The organism is Methanohalophilus halophilus (assembly GCF_001889405.1).
GTDB lineage: Archaea > Halobacteriota > Methanosarcinia > Methanosarcinales > Methanosarcinaceae > Methanohalophilus > Methanohalophilus halophilus.
Window position 1 is genome coordinate 941,486 of record NZ_CP017921.1, and the last position, 15,496, is coordinate 956,981.

The window sequence follows — 15,496 nt, forward strand, 5'->3', positions numbered from 1 at the left end:
TTTCACTGGGCGATAATGGAAGATATATTTGTCGTGGGGTCTTTCTGGACTTCAAATACATTATCAGCCGAATCTATAAGGGTTTCATCGTGGGATACTATCAGTATCTGACCGACTCCCATGTCCCTCATGAGGTCTATTAACTTTAAAAGCTGGTGCACATGTCCCCTGTCCAGGAACACGGTGGGTTCATCCATGATCAGGGGTGGCATTTCATTACGGTATTCTCCTCCGGCCAGTCCTTCCGAAAGCAGCCTGTAAATAGCACATCTTAATACGAGGTTAAAGATTGCCCGCTCTCCTCCGCTCAACAATTTGGGTTCCAGGGGAGTCCCATCCTTCTCATAGATGGTAAGCTCATAATCAGTATCCAGCTGGATATGTGAGTAGGCATTGTTGGTGTACATAAAGGAAAAGATTTCATTGAGCAATCTGTCCAGTGCATCAATATTGCGTGTACGCAGGTCTGCACGCAATCTCATGTACATATCTTCCAGGTTTTCTACATCATTTCTTACAGCTTTGAGATACTTTTCCCTGTTATTGAACGTTTTTAGTTTTTCCTGCAACGCTTTTTTCCTTTTGAGGCTGGTTTCTATTTGCCCTATTTCCTTTAAAAGACCCGTTCTTTGTTTATTCTTTTCTTCAATATCCCCGATTATTTTTTCATAAGCTTGCTGGAAATCCTGCAATTTCTTTTCCAGTTTTTCGATATTTTCCTTGCCAAGTTCGTTTTCAAGTTGCTTTTTATTCCTTTTTTTCTCTGCTATCTGTTCATCAATGAAACGTACATTTTCCTGAATATCCGCAATACCTGTTTTCAGGTGTTGATGGTCACTCTGCATTTGTGTAAGATCATGCCTTATTTTTATCAGGTATTTTGCACTTTCAAGATTTGCTTTCATTTTTTTATGATGCTCGGCGGCAGTGTTTGCAGTTTGCTGTATTTCTTTTATTTCATCTTTGGCTCTTTTAATGTGTTTTTCCAGTTCCCCAATCCTTTCTGAAAGTTCCTGTTTTTTCTTTTCATCCTCCTGGTTTTGTTTTGTCAACTCCTCATTGTAGGAGGTCATGTTTTCCTGTTTTTGACTTATAAGCAGTTGCTTTTGTCTTTTTTCATCGACCTGTTTTTTTATTTTGTCTGCATCTTTTAAAGTGGCAATTTTTTCTTCGGCCCTTTGCGTGTCCTGGGTGATTTTTACCAGTTGCTCCTCAAGCTCTTTTTTCTGTAATTCTTCCTCTTTTGTATCATTGGCAATGGTCGAGCCCTGAAGGTCCTGTCCACATGTGGGGCAGGCTCCTTTTTCCAGCAGGTTCCTATGTTCAGTGAGTGTTTTTGAAATCTGGTCTATCCGGGTCCTGACTTCTTTTTCTTTTCCATGGAGATGACGCTGCTTGTTCAAGAGCAGGTCTTCCAATTCCTCCAGATTGTCCAGTTTCCTCTGGTCAAAACCCATTGATTGGGCCTTTTCAAGGAGTTTCCCGATCTCGCCTTCCAGCACCGAATACTCTTGATTGATTTCCTCTATTTCCTTTAACCGATTCTTTTCCTGAGTGGACCTTTTTTCGATTGCTTCTTCCAGTGCCCTGAGATTTTGTTTTGTTTCAGTCAGGCCTTTTTGTGAATTTTCCTTTTCCTGTAGTTTCAGGCCCTGTTTGTTTTTTATCTGACTGATTTTTTCATAGGCGTCCCGCTCTTCTTTTTCTGTACGGGTTGTGAAATCATCCACATCTGTGGTTTCGTCAAGCCCGAAATAATCATACAACTCCTGTATTTTGTTTTCAATTTCCAGAATGGATTTGTGGAGCCTGTCTCCTTCCTTCCTTTTGTTTTCCAGTGAAGTGAGAGTTTCTTTTTTTCGTTTTTCCAGCCCGTTTATTCCCCTGTCCAGTTCATCGATCTGCTTTTGGGTTCTGGAATATTGTTCGATGTGCTGGCGGTCCTTTTCGATACGAGTGCTTGTTCTGTCTCGCATCGTCTCCAGGTCTGCAACTTCCTGTTGCAATTGTTTCAAATCCGTATTCAACTGATTTTTCCTGGCAACGGGTTTGGTTGCATCAATTGTTTCAATCTCTTCCTGCTGGTCCTTAATACGGGCATGAGTTTCAGTGATATGTCTTCCCACGCCGGTCCTGGCACTTTTTGCCCTTTCCCGGTACTCTTCCAGCCTGCCTATTTGCAAAAGGTCATCTATCATCCTCTGCCTGTCCTTTTTGCGGGCATTTATGAGAACGTCAATATCTCCCTGCCTGATATATACACAGTTCTTATAGGCCTCTTCATCCATGCGTAGCAGATTGCGAATGGATTCATACGTCTGTGTGGCCTGGTTTACAACGACTTCCCCGTCTATCTCCAGATAAGACCTGGTGGTTGAGGCTTTGCCTGTTTCGGGATTGTTGCGAAATTCCTGAATTGCAGCGTACTCCTGTCCCTTGTGCTCGAATTCAAGATGAATTGCAGCTTCTTCACATCCCTTGCGCACTAGGTCTGCAAGTATGAAATCTTTTGGTATGCCCCTGTGTCCGAAAAGCCCCACAAAACAGGCTTCAAGAAGGCTGGATTTTCCACTACCGTTGACTCCTGAAACCACAGTTACCCCATCGTTGAAATCAATCTCGAGATCACTGTAACTGCGTATGTTCTTCACTTTAAGCCGCTTAAATCTCAAAGATAGTCCCCCAGATTGTATTGTCGTGGAACCTTTGTTTTCTGTGGTTTTTTCTCAACATCCTTGTCCACTGCATCGGTTTCCTTTTTCTTCTTCCTTGAAGGTTGGGATTTTTTATCTTCTCCCTTTTCAACGAAAACAGTCTCCTTATTTTGGGGTGGCTCTTCCTTCCGGGTAGTTTCAACCTGTTTTTTACGATGAATGTTTAAGGGGATTTCCTGGCTGAAATCCAGTTGTTCTATCATCGTTGCTATAGAATTCTCTGTCTTGTGGTCGATTGTGGTTTTAGGTATGGACAGGTCCCTTATGATTTCATCAATCAACAGGCCTGCATCTGTAAGATCCATTTTTTTGATTTCTTCCCTGGCAGCAATGTCGGGATCTGAGAATATTATTTCCGGTTGATTTTCAGTCTCATCAGGGTAATTGTTTCGCAAATCGGATATGCGACTGACCAGTACTTCCTGTTTATCAAGAAATTCTTCTATCTCACTATAGGCAATATCCGCCTGTGAATTGCCTTTTAATTCAATAAAAACAACCTTATCCTTCACATCATATTCGCGGATCGTATTGAAAATGTCGCGGTATGCATCATTTTCATCTTTTATGTCCACGACGATGTGCAAAAATTCTCTCGTATTTATCTGTCGCCTGCCTATATCAATGCCCTTTTGGGAAACAGTGATTATATTATATCCTCTGGGTTCTTCCTCTGCAGCACTGTTCCTTTCTGTGCTTCCACAGTAGGTAACCCATGTATTTTCCACCTTTGTTTTTTCATACTTGTGGTAGTCCCCGAGCAATATTGCATCCAGTGCACAGGGGAATGAATGGATTACTTCAGCCACATCCCATTCCCCAAAAGGAAACGGTTTCATTAGCTGATGCATTACAAGGATATTGTGTGTAGCTTCGCCGGTGGTTTCAAAAACGGAGTAGTCAAAAGACTGTATCTTCGGTCGGGGTATACTGTCTATACCGTAAATCGCAATTTTGCCTGCCATAAAAGGGCTGTTGCCCAGGCGCCTGACCAGACGCATGTTTTCCAGCAGATCGAGCCACTGGGTTTGCTGTTTGCTTTCATGGTTGCCCACAATTCCCAGCAGGGGAATTTCGGCCATTTTTAATTTAGACATTATCTGAATTGTTTCGAGAATGTCTTCCAGGGTGGGATTGCGGGAATCGAACAGGTCTCCTGCATGAATTACAGCATCGACTTTCATGTCAATAGCATCATCAATGACCTTTTCAAAGGCTTCCAGAAAATCCCGGCGACGTACATCACTGTGATATTGCCGATAACCAATATGTGTATCAGCAGTATGTATTAACCTGATTTCTCTATCCATTGCAGCATCCCGTTCAACATAATGTTGGCCTATGTTTAAAAAGGCACTGGAGGAAAGTTTTAAATTCTTTTGTTTATTAATATTGCCGCTGGCATCTTAAAAGGGGAATATGTCTTGAAGGAGTATGATCATGTCAAATGAAATTATTTTCGGTGGGGTTGAAAGGGTACCAGATGTACGTATGCTTTATGATATGGCTGAAGTCGTTTATGACAAAAAATGGCTTGAAGGAAGGGAAAATAAAGAGCTCTATTATATGTACAGGGACCTGTCCAAAAATCCTGGCGATCTTGATAAAATAAAATCACATAACCTCAGGTATGATATCACAATAATACCTCCGGCAATGTTGGGAGTGGAATATGTAAAAACAGCCGGTCATTATCATCCGCAGGTGCCGGGCAGCAATCTTTCCTATGCAGAGGTTTACCAGGTACATGAAGGCACTGCTACCTATCTTCTCCAGAAAGTTAGTGATGACAGGGTTGAGGATGTTGTGGTTGTAAAAGCCAGTGCGATGGACGTGGTGGTTGTGCCTCCGGGATACGGTCATATTACGATCAATGCATCGGATTCAACCCTCAAAATGGCCAACTGGGTATGTCGTGATTTTTCCTCGGTGTATGAGCCTGTAAGAAATAAAAGAGGTGGAGCCTATTATTTACTTGAAGATGGCTTTATACAGAATTCTGCATACTCGCAGGTGCCTGAAATACGTCACGTTAAACCTATGGATGTGCCTGAATTCGGCCTTTTCAGGGGGGAGGACATGTACGGATTGGTTGAAGATCTTTCAAGGCTGGAATTCCTGACAATGCCGGAAAAGTATACTGATATTTTCAGTCAGATTATCAATGAGTAAACATATAACCTATTGTGTATATTTTTCATAAAAACGATTTAAAGGTGTATCAATGCAGGATAAACGTGGCGCTGTGCAGTTCACGTCTTCAAAGATCGAAGACCTTATGTTCAGGACCACACTGGACTTAAAAAGTATGGAGGGAGATATAATTGTCAACCTCTCCATTGCTGATGCGGATGATATTGTCGATGTACTGGAGCTTTTGAGGCTTACTTCCAGCAGCGGCCTTTCAGTAAGTCCTTTCTTAAAGGTCCTGGAAAGCGGAGACGCTATAGGTGATCTGACCATGCCGGAGGGGAAGGTGGGTATCGCTACAATGTGTAGTATGACCATAGACGGGGTTTTATTAAAATCGGGAATTATGACAAATCCCAAATTTGGGGGAGTTGTGCAGATTCGCAATGGTTTGCCCGTCAGATTCACTGATGTCCTGACCTATACCAGCACCACAATAGATCCTCTTGAAGTACTCATGTCGCAGGACATTACTTCTGTAACCCGGATGCTTCAGACCGGTTCGGGTAAGATTCTTGCAAACTTAAGGGAAGTCCATCTTGCAAAAAGGGATGAGATTAACAGTGTTCTTTCGGGAATGATGGATATTGGGATAAATGGTATTCTGGAGGTAGGGGATCCCAACAGCCGTGTACTTGATGTTCCTGTGGAACGTGACCATCTTGGGGTGGTGGTTATCGGGGGCACCAACCCGATGGCTATTATGAAAGAACAGGGAATCAATATCCGTACCAATGCAATGTCCACACTGATGGATATCAATTCCATGGACAAAATCGAGGACTATTTCTAACTTCAGTTTTTCTGGAATTGGCTTCCTATTATTTCATCCAGCTTATTGAGGAACTCGTTTCTGCACGTTGCAGGTATTGTCGCTCCTGCTGCAATATCATGTCCTCCTCCTGCACCGTTCACGAAGCCGGCTGCATCTGACATTGCCTGTGATAGGTTGAGTCCCTTCCTGATAAGGTCCTGTGTTCCCCGGGCGGATACTTTTACACCATCATCTGAATCTGCAAAGGCAATTATGGGCTTGTCCCGCCTCCCGGCAGAAGTAATGCTCATACCGGCGATAATGCCTACAATCGTTTCTTTGATCTTGTTTCCTGCATCAAAATACTGTATATGGTCCAGCTGTGTAATACCATTCTCTTTCACAAGTTTTAGGCCGTTGACAAGATTTTGCCTGTGTTCTCCAAGAAGTTTCTTTGCATCCTCGTAAGCTTTTCCCCGCTCTCCCATACATACGGCCAGTCCGGTCTCTGCGTGGTCATAGCGTGCAGTGGCATTGAGCAGTGTTGAAAATTCGGAAGCGTCCCGCATTTCAGTTCCTTCGCGTTCATTGAGCAGGACATAAACTTCCCCGATTAATCTTTCAACCTTGAAGGGTTGAAGTCCGGCTTTGATACAATGTTGCATGACCCCGGATATTATTCTCTGTTTTTCTGGAGACTCAAGATCGATCCAGCGTCTCCACCGTTCATCGCCCCCGAAACGGATATTCATGTCATGGAGAAAGCCTATGCATGCATCCTCATCACCTGAAAGGCCCGGCAGGAATGGATCAGAAGAAAATTGAAGTAGTTTATATACCGGGCGGGTTTGTTTGCCAAAAAGGGTGATATCTTTTTCATAACTTAGATGGCCGTTTTTCACTCCTTCTTCAAGCAGCAGGCGGTTAACTCCGGTCAACTGTCCCTTTTTGAGGTGTTGCATGTCTCCGATAGCACCAACCATGGCTATATCCACCAGGTCTGTATTCTGGCCTATCTCATTTGCAAGGATATAGGTTGTTCCGGAGCCGCTTAACTGGTATGATCCATTAGCACCGAATAGATGGGGGTTGAGGTGATATTTCCCTTCTCCACGAGGCTGGTGATGATCTGAAACAATGGCATTGATCCCTTTTGCATTTATGCTGTCCAGCATGCCGCTTCCCAGATCTGTGAAGATTGCAAGTTCCGGATTTATGTTTGCGATGTCTTCTATGATATTGTCATCCAGCTGTTTTACAAACCTCATCTCATAATTGATACTTGCACGTTGCAGGGCTTTACATATTATTCCGGCAGAAGTCAGGCCGTCTGCGTCAATGTGGGAAACCACATATACAGATTCGTGTTTCTGTATTTCTGTATTACATTCTCTTGCATGTTCTTTCATTAATCTAAGTACTTTTTCTATATGTCATTCCCCCGTCTGCATCCAGTTATTTTGCTTGGCCCATTTTTCAGGTTCGATATGATATGCGTCACCCTTTCTTTCAAGCTTAGAATAAAGCTTGATTTCATCAATTGTGTATTTCAGTTCTCCTGATCCGTATTTTTCCTCGATGTCTTTCCAGGGGATAATATAGGCTTGCCGCGACTTCCCGGATCCCTGTCGTAATTCAACAACCAGAAAACCGGCCCTTCCGGACCTTCTCAGGTATTCCGATATGCGTATTACCTGATGTGCCCCGTTCTTGTCTATGGTGAAATGCTGACTGAAATAAAGAGCATTGGCCCCTTTTTCAGTTGAAATACTCTTGCACTCTATCCCTAAATAAAAATCCGGGTTCAAAGAATCTACCATTACATCCAGGAACTGGGGTGTGAAACGATGTTGTTTTATGCGGTGGGCTATCGCTTTTATATTGCAGTTTTCAAAATAATCGTTGAAAGACTGTACAAGTTTCCTTTCGAATTCTGTCATAACAGCTCTTTACCACCTTTTATGATACATTCCTTCGGTATTATTTTTATAGCTTGTCTTTATTTGCGTTAATTTCATGTATGAAGTTGAACATGTAAGTTTTCATGAGTAAAAAGAGCATTGAAATTCTGCTGGCTGTGGGCTCAGTAACCCTTTTCGCCGTTATGCTTATTCTTGTGCATTCCCTTGGAATGGCAAACGAGGGATACGGCTATGTGGTGTCACTGATGATTTTTGTACTTGTAGTTTCAGTGGTGGGGCTTAAACTTCCTTCACTGGGATAATTAGTATAAGGAAAGTTAAAAAGAGAAAGTTGAAGACCCCTTGAAGGGGTCCTTCTATCTTTTTGTAGAATCAGGAATTCTGTTTCATTAAGAAAGTTATGAAATCCGGGCTTAAACGGGTTTCTTTGACCATTTTGTCGGTAATTTCTTCTTCGGCAAGCCCTTCTTTCCTGTATTCTTCAATACGGTCATACACACTTCTGGAAACTTCGGAATACTCGTTTATGTCTTTCCTGTGTCCCCATACATCGCCTTCAAGTAAGTCAATACCTTGCATTTCAAGATACATTCTTGCAGAGCTGGATATTGTTCTTTTATAGGAACTGGGTATGTGCAGGGCCTTTACGTTGGGACATTTCATCACAAGGGAAAAAATATCCGTATTAGATGGCCTGAACGCGAGGTGAATGATTTCCTCATTTTCATCCAGGGTCTCGATTTCTTCTTTAGAACTGACGACTCTTATTTTCATTTTTGGTCCCTTCTTCTTTGATGTCAATTTTTTAAGCGGTATAAAATCCTTTCAAAACTGACTTCTAATTGTATATACATTAGTTATTCTATATAAATTTTGTTAGGTTGGATTTAATTTAAATTCAAGGCGGTTTGTATTTATATTTCCTGATGTTTCATTTTTAAAATGAAACTCCCATTTAATCTCTGATTAAATGTGGCTGGAAAAAGTTGAATTATAGGATATAAAGGATGTTTTCTTGTATTAGCTTTGATAAAAAGAAATGTTAATCAACTTGTTGCATTAAATATTCACAGGAGGTAAAAGATTGAAAGGTATAGATATAGGAAAAGTGCACATTGATTGGCTGGGTCATGCAGGATTCAGGTTGCAGGGGGACAATCTGATAGTGTATATTGATCCCTATGATGTTGGTGGTTATATCGACTACGAAGATCAGGCCGATGTACTGCTTATAACTCATGAGCATTTCGACCATTGTTCGCCGCAGGACATTCAGAAGGTCAGGAAAAGTACGGCTACGACCTTAATTCCGACAAATTGCAGTCTGCAGTTTCGTGGCGATGCAAGAAGAATTGAATCTGGTGATGTCCTCAGGGACGAACTTGCAATAAAGGGATTGAATATAGAGATAGTTGCAGCTTATAACGTAGACAAACCTTTCCATCCGCCCGGTGAAGGTGTGGGTTATGTGGTTGAGCTGGAAGGCTTGCGGATCTATCATGCGGGGGATACAGATTTGATTGATGAAATGGCTTCCATTGAAGCTGATATCGTCCTGCTTCCTATCGGAGGAAATTATACTATGGATGAAAAACAAGCTGCAGAAGCAGTTTCATGTATAGGGCCAGACTATGTCATACCAATGCATTATGGAAGTGTTGAGGGAACGGAAGCTGATGTGAATCTCTTTAAAAAACTTGTAGAAAAAAGAAGTGAAGCAAAGGTAATTATTCTTGAAAACAATATGGATTCCTGAATATTTGAGGTAGTTTGTGTGTCTAAATCCCGAAAAAAGCAGAAAAATCTCATGAAGGATCTGGCAAAACAGAGAATTGAACGTCTCTTCAAACTTGCAGAATCATCATACAGTGTACACCCTTACAGAAGTGACAGGTATGTTACACTTGCACGCAGGATTGGTATGCGCTACAGGATCCGTTTGCCCGCCTATCTTCGCAGAAGGGTGTGCCGTAGTTGTAATTCTTATCTCGTACCGGGTAGTAGTTCCAGGGTGCGGCTGAAAAAAGGAACGGTGTGTATAACCTGCCTTTCATGCGGCAGGAAAATGTGTATTCCTTACAAATATTTTTTTTAAAATGATGACAGTAGTGCTTTGATAAGCAGAGCTGCAATTATGACGACAATTCCCATTGTAAGATAAATTAATACATTGCGATATACTTCTTCTTTTTCAGAACCTGGTTTAATCCCCCAGTGATTGCAATTTCCTTTTGAATCACAACCGCCACAGGAAGGAGTTTTTTCTTCGTGCTCTGGTCTTTGGATAACCGGGAGTTTTTTCATGTTATCTGGCATTGTATTAACTTTCTATGTTCTCTTTGATAAAATGATTGAAAAAATAGTTAACGACGAGAGGGGGATTCGAACCCCCGAGGTGGCGAGCACCACAGGATTAGCAATCCTGCGCCATACCGGGCTTGGCTATCTCGTCCCGGGTAAGCAGTCCATAAGCCAGTCATGTATATAACTTTTTCCTTGTATAAAGTGGCAGGCATGCTTCAGGTTGCCATCATTCTCATTTTCCAGGGGACTGTGACCTCGCCTCCACCCCGCAACCCTGAGAGCGATGTATGTTCGCGGTAAGTCTGCTCCCTTCCGGGCCTCGACCGGTTTCCGCGGTAAAGATAGAGGGCCGATTCTCCAACCAACCTCTCTAGCAACATCATCCAAACAGGACGGAGTTTCTTAGTTGAGGTCACAGGCTTGAAAATAATCCTGATGACTTCCTTCAGCTTCGTCTCCCGCATATCGGCGATTTCGGGTTACAGGTAACGCCGGCCTACCCAGACTAGCCTGCCACCCCCTAAATGTGGTTTGATGCTTATAAAATTATTCCCACGCATATGCCTTCTCTAATATTGAAGAAAGTTAATTATAGCTGTAAACTTAATATTAAATGGTGATTTTATGGAGGAAATGATGGGTTTTGTGACAGGCAACAGGAATCGACAAAAACTTCTTGAAATGCTGGGATCCAAAGGTGACCTTGAGACATCCCTTATTGCAAAGAATATGCATCTTGCACAGCCTTCTGTCAAAAGACTGGTTGAAGAGCTGGTGGAAAAGAAATTGATAGTGGAAAAAGCAGGCAAATGCAGTCTTACTGAATTAGGGACAACAGTTGAGAGGAAAGTACAAAACCTCTGATTTATATTATTACAATACCGCCTTCTTTTATCCCATATTCTTTAATAAGGGGTTCACTGGCGGTTCCTCTTGATTTGATGATCTGGAACTGCCTCTTTATTTCTTTTTCAGTATCTGTTTGTTTAAGCAGGATTACATTATCCATTATAAAAGACGACTCCTTGCTTCTTATCTTTTCAGGCCCGCCAAAAAGTTCCGTGGTAAAAAGTGTTGTAACATCATGGCTTTTCAGGTAACCTACAAGGGAATGCAAAAATCCTCTTCTCTTAACAGGGTCTATTATTGTGATTTCCACGTTCACAAGACCATCTATTAGCAGTCTGGCAGGCTTTTTTTCCTCAACAATATTACTTATACGGTTGGAATATTCTGCATAACAGACGTTTTCGGTATCATAAGTGATTATACTAAGTTTTCCCTCGTCAATATATGGTTGCAGATCCCAGCCAAGATCACCTGTGGCTTTTATTATCTGGTCTACACTTTCGTAAAAGGTGATGATAGCACAGTTTTCCCCGTTTTCGAGCCCCTGCTGTATAAATTGCCATCCCATTATGGTTTTCCCGGTGCCCGGTTCTCCTCCTACAAGAATAGAACTTCCAGCCGGGACGCCTCCGTTTAACATTTTGTCAACTTCATCGATGCCGGTTTCAACTTTTTTATCTTCAGGAGCCTGTTCCTCATATTTCAGATTGGGGTATGCACTGAATCCTCGTGTGCTCACCAGATAATTGAATTTCTGGGTCATGCACTCATTACTGTAGGAGGGCTTAACTCCCGTCATCTTGAGAATTTCCATCTGGTTGGAGGTTTGCATGCCTTGGTTGGTTCTGGACAGATAAATTATTCCATCTGCAAGATGGCTGACTACATAACTGTGGATTTCATCTTTCATTAATTCGCCTGTCAAAAAAACCAGGGAGTTGGATTCACGCACCATTGAGTCCAGTGTGTAGAAGAAACGTCTTCTTTCCTGTTCCACAAATCCAAATCCTATGGGTGTTATAGGGTCTATTACAAGTCTGTCTGGTTTTGTGGATGATATAGTATTGTCCATTTCGATTAGGGTACTTAATGGATCTTTTTCTGCAATCGGTCTGTTAATCTCATGTACTTCCACGGATTCATCCAGAAATTCAAAAGTGGACAGGTACATCTTCAGCCGATCGGAATTTTCCGTTGTAATTGGTATGTACAGGGTTTTTTCGCCGGCTTTTGCTGCATTTGACAGCATCTGCAGTGCCATAGTTGTCTTGCCTACACCAGCTGTCCCCGCAATAAGAATGATCGAAGGGGACTTGAAACCACCCACAATTTCGTCCATGCCATCAATATGGCAGGGGATTTCCCTCAATTCACTCATCATAAGTTCTTATGAATAAAGAATTACTTATACTTTCTTGATTTCGTTATGCATAGAAGTTAAACAGGTTTGTTTCAGTTTTCCTGTTCAAAATCACAGCTCTCAATTTGTTCATTTCTTTCTATGAGTTGTTCTATGCGTTGTTCAGATTCTTGCAGAATGTGATTGCAGATGCCTGCAAGTTTTATTCCTCTCTCGAACATTTCCATGCTTTCCTGAAGGGAAATCTGCCCGCTTTCAAGTTTTTCCACAATATCCTCGAGTTCGAGCAGGCTATCCTCAAAGTTCCTGTTTTCAGTGTTTGATGACATTTAGCATCCCTCATCCAAATTTTCTTTATGCTTCACTCTGCAACACCCGTCCCAGAATTTCAATTGTAAACTCTCCCCCATCTCAATATCAATAATACCGGTTATGGTCCCTCCCTCATCGGACTGTGCCACACAGTATCCCCGTTCAAGAGTATTAAGGGGACTTACGGCATTCAATCGCCCTGCAAGGGCACCCAGTTCTGCAACTTTAGTTTGCATTATATATTCTGTTCTGGATGTCAGGCGATATGTCATCTCATCCAGATGTTGGCTTCGCTGGTTGAGCAGTTCCCTGTATCTATCAGGACTAATTCGGCCCGAAAGGTATTCAAGATGTTTTTTCTGGTTCAGAATACGGTTTTTGAGTGCAGATTCCATTCTCTGCCTGAGGTCATCGATGTGCTTTACTATTTCTGTCCTGTCTGGCACTGCAATTTCTGCGGCTGCTGACGGAGTGGGTGCACGCACATCTGCTGCAAAATCTGATATTGTGAAATCGGTTTCATGTCCGACTGCAGCTATAACTGGTATTCTGGAATTGTAAATAGCACGGGCGACTTTTTCCTCATTGAATGGCCACAGGTCTTCAAGGGAACCTCCTCCCCTGCCGGCAATAATGAGGTCTGCATCTGTACGATTGAGCAATTCCAGGGATCTTATGATACTATCTGCGGAAGCCTCTCCCTGGACAGTTGTCGGACAGAGCAGGATATCTACAGGGTAGCGCCTTTGTAATACATGCAGTATGTCGTGTATAGCTGCTCCCGTGGCGGATGTAGCAACTCCTATCTTAAGGGGATAACGGGGAAGGGGTCTTTTGTGTTCGGGAGCAAACAAACCTTCTCCTTCAAGCCTTTTTTTGAGTTGTTCGAATGCTTTATACAATTCGCCCACACCATCAGGGCGGATGTCCAGCACCTGTAGCTGGTACTGTCCACGGATGGTGTAAACATTTACCGATCCAAAAACCAGTACTTTCATATCCTTTTCAGGCTCAAATTTTAATTTGCGGTTTGTGGAGCGAAAACTAACACAGCTTACCTGGCTTGATCCATCCTTTATGGAAAAATAGTAATGGCCTGATCGGTGTTTTGTGAGGTTGGATATTTCTCCTTCTACCCAGATATGCTGCAGGGCCCCTTCAGAAGTTAACACGTTTTTGATATAGTTATTAAGCCCAGTTACAGTATAGACGCCCATCGTATTCTCCCCGCTGGTATATGCAAATCATGCTATTATAAATTGGTGCAGGCAGGATGAAAGTATTTGGATATCTGCAATATCCATAAAAGAGTAAAATAAAGCAGTTATTAGCTGCTTTTTTATTCATTTTTGCTGCTTTTTATTCCTGTATTTTGTGACAACTGCAGGGTCGGCTTCATCTGTTGCAATGAGCCTGCCGCTTTCAAGAGCTCTGGCAACTGCCAGTTTACCCGTATCGCTGCGCACAATCAACGTTGTATATCCTTCCGGGCTTCCTACAGAACCTGCTGAAATATCAGCATACAGGGCATCGAAATCCTTGCATATATGACAACCTGGACGAATAGTATCCTCGATATCTTTCAGGGGTATGGTAATGTCCTCATTCTTGAGCTTGACAACAAGTTTTCCTCTTACATCCATGCGTTCGATGTCCAGTGGATCTATATTCATTTCTGATTTGAGTTTACCTTCCATGAGTTTTTCATAATCGAAACTCTCTGTACAGAACAGGCCGATTACGTATTTTATCGATTTCGCAAAGGGTCCAAGCAATTCATTGTCACTTTTACGCAGTTTCTCCACTGCCTGGGCGGCACAAGGCAAGGCAACAATTGCTATATTTTTGGACTTTTTCCCTATTACGGCTTCCTTCATGGCTGCAAGCAGAGGGACCCACCAGTTGTACCGGCTTCCTGCACTGTTTATTAATGCCTCTGTTGACGTGATGACCGTGGATTTTGGTTTCAGGGTCCAGGGATCTTCTGTTACAGTTACGACAGCATCAATTATTCCTCTCTCCAGGCTATCAAGCAGGATTGCAGAAACAGCACCTCCGCTTTGTCTGCCTGGAATTTCCATTCCCGCTTTTGCAGTCATGTATTCTTCCCTGCAGCTGCTACTTTCGGGCATTTCTCCTTCTATGCGGGGGCATATGTCATAACATGCTCCGCAGGGAACACCATCAGTGGCATCCTTGCAGTAGCCATTGCTGGAGGGATTTATGGATTCTTCCCCTTTTTTGAAATACAGGGCATCTGCAGGACATACTGCCACACAGCCTCCACATCCGCTGCAACGATTTGTATCCCAGACTTTCTTTTTGAGATCAAGGTAATTGGTCATTATATCACTCCCAGACATATTTGCCTGCAAAAGGCCTGCTGCTTGACGCGACTATTTTTGTGTATCTGGTATCCAGGTATTTTTCCGGGTCAATTTCAAAATATGCACAAAACTCTTCAATATAAGGACTTATCTTTTCCAGATCCTTTTCTGTGAATTCCGTGATCTTGGCACCCACGCCAAGCTGTCTTTCTTTTAATTCGCCTCGAAGGATGATCTCGCCACCATGAATTCCACTGCCAACACCTCTGCCTCCAAAAGTATTGCCGCTCTTGGACAGGACAATTATTACTCCCCCTGCCATGTATTCTCCCAGGAATGAACAGGCATTGTCTCCAATTACGAGGATGGGTTTATGGCCTGTTCCGTATTCCTTCATATGGATGCCTCCTCTGTAACCGATGTCATCCCTTACGAATACTTTGCCACCTCTCATGCTGTGAGCTACAGCATCTCCTGCGCTTCCATGGATAACGATTTTGCCATTGTCCATTGTATTGCCGGGTGCGTGATCACAGTTGCCTTTAACGATACAGGTGGGGCCACTCATAAACATTCCAAGGTCCCCGCCTGGAACGCCGTTGATTCGGATGGTGACTTCTCCTTTTAACCCATCTGCTATGAATCGCTGGCCAAGTACATTATCCACGATAATCTCTGTAGCACCTTCAGAAACAGCTTTGCGTATCTGCTGATTCAGGGGTGTATAATGGAGTGCTCTTGCATCTATGTGCACTGGTTCCATG

17 protein-coding genes, 1 tRNA gene and 1 other RNA gene are annotated in these 15,496 nt (G+C 42.7%); 6 read left to right on the plus strand and 13 right to left on the minus strand.

What is annotated here, in order from left to right:
• Nucleotides 1-2: 2 nt before the first annotated feature.
• On the minus strand, nt 3-2,672 hold the full coding sequence (locus BHR79_RS04690) for an AAA family ATPase (RefSeq protein ID WP_072561289.1): 2,670 nt from the start codon (nt 2,670-2,672) through the stop codon (nt 3-5).
• Entirely contained in the window at nt 2,669-4,024 is a 1,356-nt protein-coding gene (locus BHR79_RS04695; protein WP_072561290.1) for a metallophosphoesterase family protein, read from the minus strand. Before BHR79_RS04695 ends, BHR79_RS04690 begins: the two co-directional genes overlap by 4 nt.
• A 130-nt stretch (nt 4,025-4,154) precedes the next feature.
• Here BHR79_RS04695 and BHR79_RS04700 point away from each other — a divergent pair, with 130 nt between their 5' ends.
• Together BHR79_RS04700 and BHR79_RS04705 are read left to right on the plus strand one after the other, a co-directional pair.
• Nucleotides 4,155-4,886: a glucose-6-phosphate isomerase family protein gene (locus BHR79_RS04700; RefSeq protein WP_072561291.1), complete on the plus strand. Its 732-nt coding sequence runs from the start codon at nt 4,155-4,157 to the stop codon at nt 4,884-4,886.
• 52 nt (nt 4,887-4,938) lie between these two features.
• A complete protein-coding gene (locus tag BHR79_RS04705; protein WP_072561292.1) occupies nt 4,939-5,697 on the plus strand; it encodes a DUF128 domain-containing protein in 759 nt (252 codons plus the stop codon).
• A gap of 2 nt (nt 5,698-5,699) precedes the next feature.
• Here BHR79_RS04705 and BHR79_RS04710 read toward each other — a convergent pair whose 3' ends face one another.
• On the minus strand, nt 5,700-7,067 hold the full coding sequence (locus BHR79_RS04710) for a single-stranded-DNA-specific exonuclease RecJ (protein WP_072561293.1): 1,368 nt from the start codon (nt 7,065-7,067) through the stop codon (nt 5,700-5,702).
• 24 nt (nt 7,068-7,091) lie between these two features.
• Nucleotides 7,092-7,598: a hypothetical protein gene (locus BHR79_RS04715; RefSeq protein ID WP_072561294.1), complete on the minus strand. Its 507-nt coding sequence runs from the start codon at nt 7,596-7,598 to the stop codon at nt 7,092-7,094.
• A gap of 104 nt (nt 7,599-7,702) precedes the next feature.
• Between BHR79_RS04715 and BHR79_RS04720 the strand changes: the two genes are divergently transcribed.
• On the plus strand, nt 7,703-7,882 hold the full coding sequence (locus BHR79_RS04720; protein WP_072360747.1) for a hypothetical protein: 180 nt from the start codon (nt 7,703-7,705) through the stop codon (nt 7,880-7,882).
• Between the two features lie 70 nt (nt 7,883-7,952).
• Here BHR79_RS04720 and BHR79_RS04725 read toward each other — a convergent pair whose 3' ends face one another.
• Complete coding sequence (locus tag BHR79_RS04725) at nt 7,953-8,354, minus strand: DUF1699 family protein (protein WP_072360745.1); 402 nt, start codon at nt 8,352-8,354, stop codon at nt 7,953-7,955.
• A gap of 310 nt (nt 8,355-8,664) precedes the next feature.
• Between BHR79_RS04725 and BHR79_RS04730 the strand changes: the two genes are divergently transcribed.
• On the plus strand, nt 8,665-9,336 hold the full coding sequence (locus tag BHR79_RS04730; protein ID WP_072561295.1) for an MBL fold metallo-hydrolase: 672 nt from the start codon (nt 8,665-8,667) through the stop codon (nt 9,334-9,336).
• A gap of 18 nt (nt 9,337-9,354) precedes the next feature.
• On the plus strand, nt 9,355-9,675 hold the full coding sequence (locus BHR79_RS04735; protein ID WP_072561296.1) for a ribonuclease P protein component 4: 321 nt from the start codon (nt 9,355-9,357) through the stop codon (nt 9,673-9,675).
• Here BHR79_RS04735 and BHR79_RS04740 read toward each other — a convergent pair.
• From BHR79_RS04740 to ffs, 3 genes are all read right to left on the minus strand, one after another.
• Nucleotides 9,672-9,896, minus strand: coding sequence for a hypothetical protein (locus BHR79_RS04740; RefSeq protein ID WP_072561297.1), 225 nt, complete (start codon nt 9,894-9,896; stop codon nt 9,672-9,674). The two genes, BHR79_RS04735 and BHR79_RS04740, sit on opposite strands and share 4 nt — an antisense overlap.
• Nucleotides 9,897-9,947: 51 nt before the next feature.
• Nucleotides 9,948-10,032, minus strand: a tRNA-Ser gene (locus BHR79_RS04745).
• Between the two features lie 54 nt (nt 10,033-10,086).
• Nucleotides 10,087-10,400, minus strand: an RNA gene (ffs, locus tag BHR79_RS04750) — signal recognition particle sRNA.
• A 108-nt stretch (nt 10,401-10,508) separates the two neighbouring features.
• On the opposite strand from ffs, the gene BHR79_RS04755 reads away from it, so the two are divergent.
• A complete protein-coding gene (locus BHR79_RS04755; protein WP_072561298.1) occupies nt 10,509-10,748 on the plus strand; it encodes a helix-turn-helix domain-containing protein in 240 nt (79 codons plus the stop codon).
• A 1-nt stretch (nt 10,749) separates the two neighbouring features.
• On the opposite strand, the gene BHR79_RS04760 is transcribed toward BHR79_RS04755, so the two are convergent.
• The 5 genes from BHR79_RS04760 to BHR79_RS04780 form a co-directional block, all read right to left on the minus strand.
• Nucleotides 10,750-12,114, minus strand: a complete 1,365-nt coding sequence (locus BHR79_RS04760) for an ATPase domain-containing protein (protein ID WP_240632172.1) — start codon at nt 12,112-12,114, stop codon at nt 10,750-10,752.
• A gap of 71 nt (nt 12,115-12,185) precedes the next feature.
• Nucleotides 12,186-12,422: an exodeoxyribonuclease VII small subunit gene (locus BHR79_RS04765; protein WP_072561300.1), complete on the minus strand. Its 237-nt coding sequence runs from the start codon at nt 12,420-12,422 to the stop codon at nt 12,186-12,188.
• Nucleotides 12,423-13,622 (minus strand): exodeoxyribonuclease VII large subunit, encoded by a 1,200-nt coding sequence (xseA, locus tag BHR79_RS04770; RefSeq protein ID WP_072561301.1) that lies wholly within the window; start codon nt 13,620-13,622, stop codon nt 12,423-12,425.
• A gap of 126 nt (nt 13,623-13,748) precedes the next feature.
• Nucleotides 13,749-14,750, minus strand: a complete 1,002-nt coding sequence (locus BHR79_RS04775; RefSeq protein WP_072562296.1) for a Coenzyme F420 hydrogenase/dehydrogenase, beta subunit C-terminal domain — start codon at nt 14,748-14,750, stop codon at nt 13,749-13,751.
• Between the two features lie 4 nt (nt 14,751-14,754).
• Nucleotides 14,755-15,495: a GltB/FmdC/FwdC-like GXGXG domain-containing protein gene (locus BHR79_RS04780; protein ID WP_072561302.1), complete on the minus strand. Its 741-nt coding sequence runs from the start codon at nt 15,493-15,495 to the stop codon at nt 14,755-14,757.
• Nucleotide 15,496 lies beyond the last annotated feature (1 nt).